Here is a 12,959-nt window from a genome sequence, read left to right on the forward strand (position 1 = left end):
GATCATTGGTTGATGGCTGCACCGGTCTTGCGCATGGCACCGATGTGGCCGCGCAGCTCGTGCACGATGTTGGTGAATTCAGGGGTGTAGGTGATCTCAAGGTCGCGCGGGCGTGGCAAGTCGATTTCTTTTTTCACCACAAAGCGGCCGGGGCTCTTGCTCATCACGTACACCGTGTCGGCCAAAAAGACCGATTCGCGCAGGTCGTGCGTGACCAAAATGACGTTGAACTTTTGCTCGGTCCACAGGTCGCGCAAGATGCACCACAGCTCTTCACGCGTGAAGGCGTCGAGCGCGCCAAAGGGCTCGTCGAGCAGCAGCATTTTGGGCTCATGAATCAAGGCGCGGCAGATGCTGGCGCGCTGCTGCATGCCGCCCGACAGTTGCCAAGGGAATTTGTCTTCGTAGCCGCCCAAGCCCACTGTGTTCAGCAGTTTGCGAGCGCGCTCTGCGTACTCTTCTTTCTTTTCCTTGAAATTGGAGCGGTAGGGTTCCACGATTTCGAGGGGCAACAACACGTTGTCGAGCGTGGTGCGCCAGGGCAACAAGGACGAGGCCTGAAACGCCATGCCGCTGATCTTGAGCGGGCCGGTCACAGGCTGGCCATCGACCAGGATGCGGCCTTTGCTGGGCATCTTCAGACCGGTGGTGAGCTTCATGAAGGTGGACTTGCCGCAGCCTGAGGGCCCGACGATGGCGATGAACTCGCCTTGTTTGACTTGCAGGTTGATGTCTTCAACGGCGAAATGGTTCTGCGCCAACAACTCGTCGTTGTAGGCCAGCCAGACGTTTTGAAAATCAACAAATGATTCTTGGGTCATGGTGCGGACTCTGAAATGGTGTTCGAAAGTGTATACAAAACATCCCCTTGAAAAGCCCACTGACTCGGGAGAGTTGAAGTGGGCTCAAGCCAGGGCATTGACACACCCGGAGATGACCCAGGTTTCGGCAGGCACTGGGCCGACCGAAACCCAGGGGGCTTATTTTTTGGCTTTGGGCAAGATGTCCAGTTCTTTGGCCGTGGGCAAGAACGAACCGTTCCAGATGTCATCGGCCTTGACGCGGGTCTTGGTGTTGAAAGCGTCAGACACTTGCGAGGCCATCAAGGACAGGCGAGGGCCGTTAACCTGGCCGAAGCCTTCAGCGCGGGCCGATGGGCTGTTGATCACGGTGTCGATGGCCAACTGCAAACGGCGTGTCTCGAGCGCGGTGTTGATGATGCCGTCGCGGGCCTTGACGGTTTCAATCGCCGCGGCGGGGTTGTCCATCACTTCTTTGGCGCCCTTGGCAAAAGCCGTCAAGAAAGCTTTCACAGCGGCTGGATTTTCTTTCAAGATCTTGGGCGAAGCGATGATGGCGTTGCCATACAGCTTGACGCCAAAGTCAGGGTACTGCATGACGACCACGTCTTCGGCTTTCACGCCACGCGCTTCGATGTTGAGCAGCGAGGTGAAGGTGAAGCCGGTGATGGCGTCCACGTCACCGCGAACCAACATGGTTTCGCGCAATGGTGGGTCCATGGCGGTCCAGGTCACGTTGCCGATGTTGTTGGACTTTTGGAAGATCGGGAATGCGCGGCGACCGGCGTCAAACACGGGCGCGCCCAGCTTCTTGCCAGCCAGGTCAGCCGGGGTTTTGATGCCGGACTTCTTCAAAGCCATCACCGAAGCGGGTGTGTTGTTGTAGACCATCATGATGGCCACTGGCTTGTTGGGCGCATCGGGGTTGTTGGCGTGGAATTCCATCAAGGCGGCCAGGTCAGCGAAGCCCAAGTCATAAGTGCCCGAGGCCACACGGGTGACGGCACCACCAGAGCCGTTGCCGGAGTCCACCGTCACGTCCAACTTGGCGTCTTTGAAGTGGCCCTTGGCAGCAGGCAGCAAGAAGAAAGCCGATGGGCCTTCAAAACGCCAGTCCATTTGGAACTTGATGGGTGTGGTTTGCGCGTGCGCAGTACCAAAGGCGGCGACTGCGGCCAAAGCGGCCGTGGCCTTGATGAGGAAACGCTTGTTCATGGGGACTCCAGGTTCAAATAAACGGTGATTTGTAATTAGCAATATCGGTGCCATTATCAAGCACTCTCCTGACAAGGTTTGTCAGGTTGATCCCCTAGAAATGCCCGTTTGTGGTGCCGCTGAGCCGGTCATGCCGCACCAAAAAGGTTCCCCAGAGAGTGCGCTCCTTTTTTGTGTTCTCAACTGTATACACATTGAATCTGGGTGGGATCGGTGAAAACCCTGAAGCTTTCAGGGCTTGGCCTCAACGGCTTTGACCCGGACACCGCCGATGACGCCCAGCACCAGCAGCGCAATGCCTGCCAAGGTCAACGGCTCGGGCCATTGGCCGCGCAGCCAAAAGGCATAGCCCAAGGCGGCCAAGGTTTCAAAGACGATCAGCTGGCCCGCCAGGGCGGTGGGCAGCCTTTGGCTGGCGGCATTCCAGCACAGCGTGCCCAGCCAAGAGGCCAACAGGGCAATGGTCATCATGAGGCCCAAAAATTCGAACGGGCGGGGTCCCAGGGGCATGGGCAGTGAGTCCTGTGTGGCGCTGGACCAAAGCCAGAACGCGGCATAACCCAGCAAGGCCAGGGGCAGCGTGGCGATGCCTTGCGCCGTGGCCCAGACACGCGGGTTGCGGTCGGGGTGGCCGCGCAGCCAATCGGCATTTTTAAGGGGGTACCACGTCCAGCAAACCATCGCGCACACGGCCAACGCGGCCCCGGTGATGTAACGGGCTGTGTCGGCTTGCGGGTTTTGCAGCAGGGTGGTCCATTCCACGTGGTGCACGCACGCGATGCCGAGCAAAATCAGCGCCAAAGGTGGAGCCAGTTGGCGCCACGGAAAACGCCCGTCGCGCTGGTGGTTGAGCACATTCGCGGCCACCGCAATGACCACCGGCAGCGTGCCGATGACCATGGTGGGGAGCGCACCGCCCGCACGCTGGATGGCGCTCGAGAGGAACAGGTAATACAGCACATTGCCGATGGCGGCGAGTTTCAGCGCCACCCACCAATCGGCACGGGTCAGGCGCCGGATTTCGGCGCGGTCCACAAAGGCCAGGGGCAGGGCGATCAGCCCGAAGGCCAGATAGCGGCCGAAGGTGTGCAGTGCGGCGGGGTAGTCGGGCAGCAGCAGGGGCCCCACAAACACCAGGCCCCACATCAGGCCTGCGGCCAAAGCGAACAGCACACCGCTCAGCATGCCAGGGCACTGAGCGTGTGGTTCTTAAGCTTAAGGGGGCGCATCGATGACAACATGGTGCGCATTATCCTTGCACCCCCGGCAGATTGGGGCCAGTGTCAGGGCGAAAGCCAGGCCTTTTGAAACCGGGCCTGTGGGTCGTGGTCTTGCGCTTGCTTGACGGGGTTGAAGCGCCTGCCCACACGCGGGTCGGTGCCCCGCCCGCTCACGTACAACCAGTTGCCTTGGTTGCTGCTCACATCAAAGTCCACCAGCTGCGATTCGAACCAGGCCGCACCCGCGCGCCAGTCGCAAGACAGGTCGTGCACCAGAAAGCTCGCCACGATCTGGCGCATGCGGTTGGAGGTGAAACCCGTGGCGGCCAGCTCGCGCATGCCCGCGTCTACGATGGGCTCGCCCGTTTGACCGTTGCACCAGCGCTGGAAGTCTTTGGGAAAGTGCGAGGGCTTGGGCAAGTTCGACAAGCCCCGTGCCGCATACAGTTGCGGGCCGTGTTGCAGGTGCAGCATGCGGAAGTTGTCGCGCCACAGCAATTCAAACCACAGCCAGTATGTGCCGTCGTTGCTGCCGTGCCCTTGTTCATAAGCATGGAGCTCGGCCCAAATGCGCCGGGCCGACACCGCGCCCGTGGCCAACCAAGGCGACCAGTGGCTGCTGGTGTGCTGGCCTTGCAGGGCGTTGCGGGTTTGTTTGTAGCGGTCGGGCCAAGGCGGCGTGAGGTAGCTTTGCAGGTGCGCCAAAGCGCTGGCTTCTCCGCCCTGGTAAGCCGTTTGGGTGTACGGGAAGTTGGAGCGTGGGTGCGCGTCATCTTCCGTGTGCGCTTGCAGCAGCGTGAAAGCGTTGTCTGTCCAGCCGGGCCAGCTGTGCCATGCGATGGCGGGCTCACTCGGAGGCGCAGGCAACTGGGCGGGCGCGGGCAGCGGTGCCAAAGGTTGGAGCCGCGCCGATTCGATGCGTTGGCGAAATTCTGTGAAAACCTGCGGCATGTTTTCGGCCGCAAAGGGCAGGGCGTCGGGTTCGATCAAGCTGGACTGCCACAAGGTCTGGACGGTGAGTCCCGCGTTGATCAGCGCTTGCACCTGCGCTTCTTCTTCGGGCGCGGCAATGTCTTCGCAAAACACGGTGTCGGCTTGCACCAGACGTGCACAGGCGGGCAACACCTCGGCCACGGGGCCGTGCAGCAACACCAGACGCTGGCCCAGTGCCTGCAACGCGTTTTGCAGGTCTTGCAGCGTGTCGGCCATGAAACGCCTGCGGTGCGCGCCCATGCGGCGAAAGCCCCAGGCGGTGGGCTCGTCTTGCACGGGTTCGTGCACATAGACCAGCATCAGGGCTTGCTGGTTCGCTTGGGCGTGGGCGATGGCTTGCTGCAGTGCGCGTTGGTCGTGCAGGCGCAAGTCGTTTCGAAACCAGAAAAGGGTGGAGCGCATGGATTAAAAGTCAAAGCCCAGCTGCTGGCTGGGTGGTGTATCGGGTGAAGTCGTCTTTGCCGCTTTTCGGCGGGAGGTTTTGGGGGTGTCGCTGTCGCGTGTGAACACGTCGCGTTGGTGGCCAATGCCATGTTTGCGCGAAGCGTGTTTGTCGACGATGGCTTTTTTGCCCGCTTTCACACCCGGTTCGGCCCGGCGCGCATGCAGCGCGGCTTTGGATTGGCGCGTGGCTTCGGCCAAATCCACCACGGGCAGTGGGATCGCATCTTCTGGCCCGCTGCCCACGGTCAGGCCGCAGTGGCGCTGCACCTCGGGCGGCATGAGCCAAGGTTCGAACAACCAAGTGTCGGGCACGCGGCGCATGTGGGGCAACCAGCGGCGCACAAAAATGCCTTTGGGGTCGTGGTCTTGCGCTTGTTTGATGGGGTTGTACACCCGCGTGGTGTTGATGCCGGTGGTGCCCGACTGCATTTGCAACTGGCTCCAGTGGATGCCGGGTTCGTAATCGAGAAACTGCGTGGCCAGCCAATGGCCCACCGGCCGCCAGTCGAGCCACAGCGGGTAGGCCGCCACCGACACCAGCATGGCCCGCATGCGGAAGTTGAGCCAGCCGGTTTGGTAGAGCATGACCACGCACGCGTCCACCATGGGCCAGCCGGTGCGGGCCGCGGTCAGGGCCGCAAAGTGGGCATCGTTCCAGCCGTCTTCGCGCAGACCGTCGTAACCCCGGTGCATGTTGCGCCACTCGATTTCGGGCTCGCTTTCGAGTTTTTGAATGAAGTGGCAATGCCAGTACAAGCGGCTGATGAAACCGATCAAACCGGCCTTGTGCCTGTTGGCTTGCGGCGGCAGGGCATCGAGCGCGGCGCGGGTGCTTTGCACCACCTCGCGCAGGCTGATGCAGCCATAGGCCAGGTAGGTCGAAATGCGCGAACACGCCGTGGGCGATGTCAGTGGCGAGGAGATACCGCCCCGGTAAGCCAGTGCCCTTGCATCCAAAAAACTGTGCAAGGTTTCAAGGGCGTGGCTGCGGCCTCCGCGTTGGCGCTCAGCGGGGTTGTGCTGCAAGCCGGTGGGGGCAATCATCACCTCAAGCCCCTGGTTTGGCGGGGGGGTGAAAAATCGCAAGTCGGGCAAAACGGCTTGCGGCGCTGCCATGTGTGCTTCCCAGCGGGCTTGCCAGGTGTTGCGGCTTTTCAGGCGCCGCACCACGCCAAACTGCGCAAACTCGGTCCAGCCCACGCCCGCGCTGCGGCACCATGCGCCCACTTGCAGGTCCCGTTCATAGGTAAAAGCGTTGCCGGTTTCTTCGTGCGCCACCAGTTCGGCGAACGGCGCTTGCGCGTGCAGTGCGGCCAACACCTGCACCGCAGGCCCCACGCGCACCTGCAAGCTGCCGCCCCGTGCTTGTAATGCTTGGTGCAGCTCGGTCAAAGATTCGCGCACGAATTCAAAGTGCTGCAAAGCCATGTCGGGTTGTGCCCACAGATCTGGCTCGACGATGTACAGGCACAGCACCGGACCTTGGTTTGCAGCGTGCACCAATGGCGCATGGTCTTGCAGGCGCAGGTCACGTTTGAACCAAACGACGCGGTAGCTCATGGTTGACGTGTGACGCTGGCTGGCACGGGCCCAAGCCCACCGGGCCCTGGTCCGTAACGCTGGGGGTCGATGTCGATGCACTGCAGCAAAGCCTGCGGCAATTGGGGTGCTTGCTGGCGCAGGTAGCGGCGTACAAAGTGGGCACTGTTCCACGGCGCGGTCGAACCGCTCCACACCGCTTGGTCTTGGACGCGCCACTGGCCCTCTTGCAGGCGCAAGACCACCAAGGCGGGCTTGAGTTTTTCAAAAGCCACTTCGGCCACGCCCCAGTCGCCCAACTGGCGCATTTGCAATCCCCTGGCACTTTCCGAATCGGGCAAGCTGTGCTGCTGAATGACCTGCAACCATGTGTTAACAGTGGGCTTGTCCATTGGCAGTGGCTTGAGCGCGCTGCAATCTCGGCGCCAAAGGAGGGCCTGTTCAGCGGCCCAACCCTCAACATCAAAAGGTTGGCCGCTGACGGTCAACACACGGCGGCCATCCAGGCTTTCCCAGTCCACATGGCTGTCGATCACCACGGCCGTGGTGAGCAAAACCAAAATGGCGGCCACATGCCGTTTCATGACTGCAGGCCTTGAACGGGGGCCTCTGTCCCAGCTGGCTGCTTGTTTTTTTGTAGTACAAAAAGAAACATCATGGGTTAATGAAAAGTTATTTCGAAAATAATTGGTTGTTTTGTGACTGTATGGTCATAGAATATCTCATCGTTAATGGAGAAGACCATGATCCAGAAGAAAACCGTCAAAGCCCTTGACATCGCTGTGTTCATCACGTCCCGTTCGGTCAACAAGCCAGTGACCACCGAAGAGATCGCCAATGGCTTGTCTCTGTCTTCTTCGTACACCGAATCCATCCTCAAAGAACTGCGCGAAGCGGGTCTGATCCGCGCCCACCGCGGTCCAGGTGGCGGTTACCAAATCCGTGGCAACCCCGAAGACATCAGCCTTTGGGATGTGGTGCAGCACTTTGAAGAAGTGCACAGCTTTGACGCGCTGTACCCCGATGCCAATCACCCGATGAAAGCGCTCGAGACGGGCATCCAAGACAACATGCAGGCCTTGTTGCAAGCCCAAACCTTGTCCGATGTGGCGGTGCCCTTCATGCCGCGCGATGCGCGGGTCACCTCGATGATGGGGCAGTTCCGTTTGAAGCCACTGCCACCTCCGGTCATGCCCCGTGCACCGAATTCGGTGTTTCAGCTCAGCATGATGATGTGAGCGACGCCGCGCTCAGTGCGGCTCCCAGGCAAACTCGCGCAATTGCTCCAAGGTCACGTATTGCAGCGCCTTTTGGTGCGTGCTCTCCAACACCACACGGGGCGCAACGCCTGCTTGAAAAGCCTCTAACCAGCGCATGGCACACAGGCACCAACGGTCGCCTGCCTTCAAACCCGCAAAGCGGTGTTCGGGTCGGGGCGTCATCAAATCATTGCCCCGCGAGCGTGAGTAGTTCAAAAAATCTTGGGTCACTTTGGCGCAAACCACATGCGTGCCCACATCTTCATCGCTGGTGTTGCAGCAACCGTCCCTGTGATACCCCGTGAGCGGGTCATAAGAGCAGGGGATCAATTCGCCACCGAGAACGTTCAAGCCAGAGTGGGTCATGAGAATCCAAGATCAGTGGGTGAAGGGATGCGTATTGTGTGGTCCCTTGCCGGTGCTGTCTTCTAGGCGCCAAATACGACTTCAGAGCCAGGGGTTTCTGGCATCATGATTGACGTTTTGGATCGGTTGTGCACGTGAAGTGCATCGGCCGGATGGCTCAAGATTTCAAAAGAAAGTGCCGCATGAAAGCAGCTTGGTACAGCGCCAACGGTGAAGCGCAAGATGTGATGCAGGTCGGCGAGTTGCCCACCCCCAGCCCACAAGCCGGAGAGGTGTTGGTGCGTTTGGCGACTTCGGGTGTGAATCCCTCGGACGTCAAGTCGCGCCGAGCCCGCCCCTTGTCAGACCCCTTGATCGTGCCCCACAGCGATGGTGCCGGTGTGATCGAGGCCGTGGGCTCTGGTGTGCCGGCTGCCCGCGTGGGTGAGCGTGTCTGGGTGTGGAACGGCCAGTGGCAGCGGCCCTTTGGAACGTGTGCGCAATACATCACCTTGCCTGCGGCGCAAGCGGTGCTTTTGCCCGAGGGCACAGACTTTGCGGCCGGTGCCTGCATGGGCATTCCGGGCTTGACGGCGGTGCAGTCGGTGATCCTGGCCGAACGGATGGCGGGCGATTTGCAGGGGCAAACCGTTTTAGTCACCGGCGCGTCATCGGCGGTGGGCCACTACATCACGCAAATGGTGACGCTGGCCGGAGGCCGTGTGGTGGGTACCGTGGGCTCTGAAGCCAAGGCTGCGCACGCCCGCGCTGCGGGCATGCAAGAAGCGATTTTTTACAAGACCGAATCGGTGCCCGATCGCGTCAAGGCCCTCACCCACGGGCGTGGTGCCGATGTGATCATCGACATGGATTTTTCGACCACCGCTCGCTGGGCTGCTGAAGGTGCTTTGGCGGCGCACGGCCAGGTGATTTGCTTCGGCTCCAATGCTTTAGAGGTGCAGATGCCTTTTCGCCCTTGGCTGTTCCAGTCCATGGGCGTCAAGTTTTTCTTGGTGTACGACCTGACCGCCGCTGACAGACTCAGGGCTGTGGCCCGTTTGTCGCACATGTTGGCCCAGGACCAATTGCAGCACAGCATTGGCCAACGCTTGGCGCTGGACCAAGTGGCCCAGGCGCACCTGAGCGTCGAGTCAGGGCAGATCGTGGGCAATGTGGTGATCGATGTGTGAGTCGGGCCACGGACCGTGCCTGGATCGGCCAGGCTGTCGGGCGCAAGGTTTGCCGTTATGCTTGAAGGGCTTTGATGGCACCTTGTTGTTGCATTGGTTTTTTTGATCGTTCATGGCTACTTCTCCCAAATCGCTCTCGGGCCTGGCCCCTTTTTTCAAGCCCTACCGCGTGGCCTTGGGCGTGGCAGCCTTGTTTCTCTTGTTGGCCGCGGGCACCACGCTGGCCTTCCCCTGGGTCTTGCGTCAGCTGATTGACCAAGGCCTGGCCAGTGGCGCACCCGCCGACCAGCTGTCGGGCAACTTTTTGCAGCTTTTTGGTGTGGCGGCGGCTTTGGCGGTCTTTTCGGCGGGGCGTTACTACACCGTGAGTTGGCTGGGCGAGCGCATCACGGCCGATCTGCGCAACGCGGTGTACGGCCATGTTCTTCAACAAAGTCCGGCCTTCTTTGAAACCACACAATCGGGCGAGGTGCTCTCGCGCCTCACCAACGACACCACACTGGTGCAAACCGTGGTGGGCTCTTCGTTTTCGATGGGCTTGCGCAACTTGGTCATGGGCGCCGGGGCGCTGATCATGCTGGTGTGGACCAACCCGGTGCTGATGCTCCAGGTCGTGGCGGTGCTGGTGGCGGTGATATTTCCGAGCGTTTATTTGGGCCGCCGTGTGCGCCGCCTTTCCCGCACCAACCAAGACCGGGTGGCCGATTCAAGTGCCATCGCTTCCGAGGTGCTCAACGCCATCAGCGTGGTGCAAAGCTACACCGCCGAAGGTCGCGAAACCCGCCGCTTCATTGACTCCACGCTGCGCGCCCTGAGCTCCGCTTTGGGCCGCATCCGCGCACGCGCTGTGCTGGTCGGCTTCATCATCATGGCCTCGAGTGCTGTGTTGCTGTGGGGCTTGTACATGGGCACACTGGCTGTGCGCGCGGGCACCAGCACCGCTGGCCAGTTGGGCGAGACGGTGTTTTATGTCATCTTGTTGGCCAGTGCCTTTGCGGTTTTGGGCGAGGTGTACGGGGACATGCTGAGAGCTGCCGGTGCCACCGAGCGCTTGATGGAATTGCTGCACACCGAGTCGAATCTGAAAATCGCTGCGCAGCCTCAAAAAGCGCTCTGGCCGCAAGGCGGATCTGCCTTGCAGCTGGAGTCGGTCCGCTTTCATTACCCTTCGCGGCCCGACACTTGGGCGCTGGACCAGTTGACAGGCCAGATCCACCCTGGACAGACCGTGGCCGTGGTGGGCCCAAGCGGCGCGGGCAAAACCACCTTGTTTGATTTGCTGATGCGCTTTCACGACCCGCAATCGGGCCGCATTGTGCTGGATGGCGTGTCGATCGATCAGATGGAACTGCACGATCTGCGCGAGCGCATGGCCATCGTGCCGCAGGAACCCGTGATCTTTTCGGGCACCGTGATCGAGAACATCCGCTACGGCAGACCCGACGCCAGTCTCGAAGACGTCCATGCTGCCGCCGAAGCCGCTTATGCGCAGGAGTTCATTCGCGAGTTGCCCGAGGGCTTTGACACCTATCTGGGTGACCGGGGTGTGCGCCTGTCGGGTGGTCAGCGCCAGCGCATCGCGATTGCGCGGGCGATCCTCAAAAATCCGCCGCTTTTGTTGCTGGACGAAGCCACCAGCGCTTTGGATGCGCAAAGTGAAAAAATGGTGCAAGCCGCCCTCGACAAAGCCATGGTGGGCCGCACCACCTTGGTCATTGCCCACCGCCTGGCCACGGTGCAGCGCGCCGATGTGATCTGGGTGCTGGAGCGCGGCCGCTTGATGGAGCAGGGCACACACGCCCAGCTGCAAGCCAAAGGCGGCCTCTACGCCAGCCTGGCCGCCCTGCAGTTCAGCCCTGTGTAGTAGCCCACCCCGTGGGCGATGTGCGTGGTAAACGCCCTGAAATTCTCACCCCTGTGGGGCTTGCTTGCGGGTCCTCAGCGATGGGCGTGGCACACGCCCCGAAAGGCGCAGCCCTGTGGGGCTTGCGGGTCTTTAGCGATCAAAGCCAAACTGCATCCCAATGGGGGTAATCGCCAACAGATGACACCAATCCGGCGCGGATTGGATTGGCAATGATGTAACGCGACATGGCTTTGAGGTCTTCTTCATGCCTCACGGCACGGTCGTGGTATCCGCGCTGCCAGATCGGATAACCAAGGCGGTGAGAAGTGAGCGATTTCACACCACGCACAACTTGAGAAAGTGTTGCGCCCTCGCCCAATTGCATCAGCCAATGCAGGTGGTCCGGCATGACGACAAAAGCCAATGTGCTGGCCCGTTGTAAATCGTTTTCTGTTTTCAGGTGACCGATCAAGGTCCTGGCGGCTGAAAAATGCTCAAAAATCCGCCGCCGCTCAGCCGTGACCACGGTGATCATGTAAACCTGCCCACTTTGTGAATAGCGGCCCGATCGCAAACGGTGCGAGTTGGCTGTGATGCGTGTCATTTTTCTCTCCCTGCAGGTGCAGCCTAAGCCATACTGCAGGCCTTGTGAACACTGATTGCATGCGCTGCAGGGCGGAAAGCATCGTTGGTCCATATGCCATCGCCCACGGGGTGGGCTCCTACAAACCCCCAGACGCCTTTGGACGATGTGGCAAATCCATGCTTTGTAGGAGCCCACCCCGTGGGCGATAGGCGTGGCGTGCGCGCCCAAACTGCCCCTGAACCTTCTGGTCTTCAGACCAAGAGGAGCGCTTGACTCACGACTTTTTGTCTGTGGGGTCGGTTGCTTGCTGGGCAGCCGTTTCCTGATCCAGCGCATCACGCGCTTCTTGGGCCGCTTTTTCCCGCGCCCGTTGTTGACGTGTTTGTTCTTGCGCCTTGCGCACATCGTGCATTTGCCAAAAAGCGAACACGAACACCAAACCAAAAATCCCCAATTCCAACCAGATTCCCATGGCGTTGCCTCCAATTGCGGGTGTGTCAATAAAGGTTGACAGCTTCAATTATCGGGTTATATTGACACTCATGCCCGTCAGGTTAAGTTGACAGGTTTTTCTGTCGGAGGTCCCATGAGTCTGTTGACACGCGCTGAACAAGCCTTGAGCACGCATTTTGAGCTGGCCGCCGGTGTGGGCGCTCCGCCTCGGCTGGTGGCGGCCATGCGGCATGCGGTCTTTTCGGGTGGGGCCCGCATCCGCCCGCAGCTGTGCATGGCTGTGGCCACCGCTTGCGGCGACAACGCGCCCCAACTCACCAATGCCGCCGCTGTGGCCCTGGAGTTGATGCACTGCGCTTCTTTGGTGCACGACGACATGCCGGCTTTCGACAACGCCGACACCCGTCGCGGTCGCCCCACGGTGCACAAGGCGTTCAGCGAGCCGCTGGCGCTGTTGGCCGGCGATGGCCTGATCGTCATGGCCTACCGTGTTTTGCTGCTAGCTGGCGCGCCCAACCCCGACCGCTTGATTCGCTTGATGGACAACATGACCGCCGGTGTGGGTTTGCCGAATGGCATCGTCGCCGGACAAGCGTGGGAGTGTGAAACCAGCGCCGATTTGGGGCAATACCAACGCGCCAAGACCGGGGCTTTGTTCGTGTCAGCCACTTGTGCAGGGGCCCTGAGTTGCGGTGCAGAGCCCGAGCCATGGGCGCATTTGGGCAATTACCTGGGTGAGGCCTACCAAGTGGCCGATGACATCCGCGACGTGATCGCCGATGCCGCCACCTTGGGCAAGCCTTCAGGCCAAGATGCGCTGCATGCCCGCCCCAGTTCAGCGCAGGCGCTGGGGTTGGAAGGGGCCATTGCCCACTTTGACCACCTGATTGACCAAGCCGCTTCTTCGATTCCACCTTGCTCATGCCGTGACATGTTGCGCCAGTTGGTGCAGGTCGAAGCCGAGCGTTTGGTACCCAAAGCCCTGTGCGACGGTTATTTCAAGTCCCATCCTGAGGTGGCCACGCGCCGCGTCAGTGCCCCGCATTGAGCGCTCAGACCGACAAAAGCG

Annotated in this window: 13 protein-coding genes; 4 read left to right on the forward strand and 9 right to left on the reverse strand. The window is 60.7% G+C overall.

Translation table 11 applies throughout. From position 1 onward, the window contains the following. Positions 1-2: 2 nt before the first annotated feature. From B472_RS05335 to B472_RS05360, 6 genes are all read right to left on the reverse strand, one after another. Positions 3-821: an ABC transporter ATP-binding protein gene (locus B472_RS05335; protein ID WP_019425934.1), complete on the reverse strand. Its 819-nt coding sequence runs from the start codon at positions 819-821 to the stop codon at positions 3-5. A gap of 159 nt (positions 822-980) precedes the next feature. Next, on the reverse strand, positions 981-2,015 hold the full coding sequence (locus B472_RS05340) for an ABC transporter substrate-binding protein (protein WP_019425935.1): 1,035 nt from the start codon (positions 2,013-2,015) through the stop codon (positions 981-983). 231 nt (positions 2,016-2,246) lie between these two features. Then, positions 2,247-3,200 carry a DMT family transporter gene (locus B472_RS05345; RefSeq protein WP_019425936.1) on the reverse strand — a complete coding sequence of 318 codons (954 nt, stop codon included), beginning with the start codon at positions 3,198-3,200 and terminating at the stop codon, positions 2,247-2,249. Between the two features lie 98 nt (positions 3,201-3,298). Then, on the reverse strand, positions 3,299-4,630 hold the full coding sequence (locus tag B472_RS05350; RefSeq protein ID WP_019425937.1) for a DASH family cryptochrome: 1,332 nt from the start codon (positions 4,628-4,630) through the stop codon (positions 3,299-3,301). Between the two features lie 3 nt (positions 4,631-4,633). After that, positions 4,634-6,232, reverse strand: a complete 1,599-nt coding sequence (locus tag B472_RS05355; protein WP_019425938.1) for an FAD-binding domain-containing protein — start codon at positions 6,230-6,232, stop codon at positions 4,634-4,636. After that, a complete protein-coding gene (locus tag B472_RS05360; protein ID WP_019425939.1) occupies positions 6,229-6,795 on the reverse strand; it encodes a hypothetical protein in 567 nt (188 codons plus the stop codon). The genes B472_RS05355 and B472_RS05360 overlap by 4 nt, the downstream gene beginning before the upstream one ends. Positions 6,796-6,954: 159 nt before the next feature. Here B472_RS05360 and B472_RS05365 point away from each other — a divergent pair, with 159 nt between their 5' ends. Then, positions 6,955-7,449: an Rrf2 family transcriptional regulator gene (locus B472_RS05365; protein WP_040505812.1), complete on the forward strand. Its 495-nt coding sequence runs from the start codon at positions 6,955-6,957 to the stop codon at positions 7,447-7,449. A 12-nt stretch (positions 7,450-7,461) separates the two neighbouring features. Here B472_RS05365 and B472_RS05370 read toward each other — a convergent pair whose 3' ends face one another. Further along, entirely contained in the window at positions 7,462-7,836 is a 375-nt protein-coding gene (locus B472_RS05370) for a DUF2237 family protein (protein WP_019425941.1), read from the reverse strand. A gap of 182 nt (positions 7,837-8,018) precedes the next feature. Between B472_RS05370 and B472_RS05375 the strand changes: the two genes are divergently transcribed. Next, a complete protein-coding gene (locus tag B472_RS05375) occupies positions 8,019-9,005 on the forward strand; it encodes an NADPH:quinone reductase (protein WP_026039351.1) in 987 nt (328 codons plus the stop codon). A gap of 112 nt (positions 9,006-9,117) precedes the next feature. Further along, positions 9,118-10,869: an ABC transporter transmembrane domain-containing protein gene (locus tag B472_RS05380; protein WP_019425943.1), complete on the forward strand. Its 1,752-nt coding sequence runs from the start codon at positions 9,118-9,120 to the stop codon at positions 10,867-10,869. A 139-nt stretch (positions 10,870-11,008) separates the two neighbouring features. Here B472_RS05380 and B472_RS05385 read toward each other — a convergent pair whose 3' ends face one another. Then, complete coding sequence (locus B472_RS05385) at positions 11,009-11,386, reverse strand: transposase (RefSeq protein ID WP_202862773.1); 378 nt, start codon at positions 11,384-11,386, stop codon at positions 11,009-11,011. A gap of 325 nt (positions 11,387-11,711) precedes the next feature. Next, positions 11,712-11,909 carry a hypothetical protein gene (locus B472_RS05390; RefSeq protein WP_019425945.1) on the reverse strand — a complete coding sequence of 66 codons (198 nt, stop codon included), beginning with the start codon at positions 11,907-11,909 and terminating at the stop codon, positions 11,712-11,714. A gap of 114 nt (positions 11,910-12,023) precedes the next feature. Between B472_RS05390 and B472_RS05395 the strand changes: the two genes are divergently transcribed. Beyond that, complete coding sequence (locus B472_RS05395; RefSeq protein WP_019425946.1) at positions 12,024-12,938, forward strand: polyprenyl synthetase family protein; 915 nt, start codon at positions 12,024-12,026, stop codon at positions 12,936-12,938. The last annotated feature ends 21 nt before the right edge of the window (positions 12,939-12,959 follow it).

Origin of the sequence: Limnohabitans sp. Rim28, assembly GCF_000293865.2 — a bacterium.
Lineage (GTDB): Bacteria > Pseudomonadota > Gammaproteobacteria > Burkholderiales > Burkholderiaceae_C > Limnohabitans_A.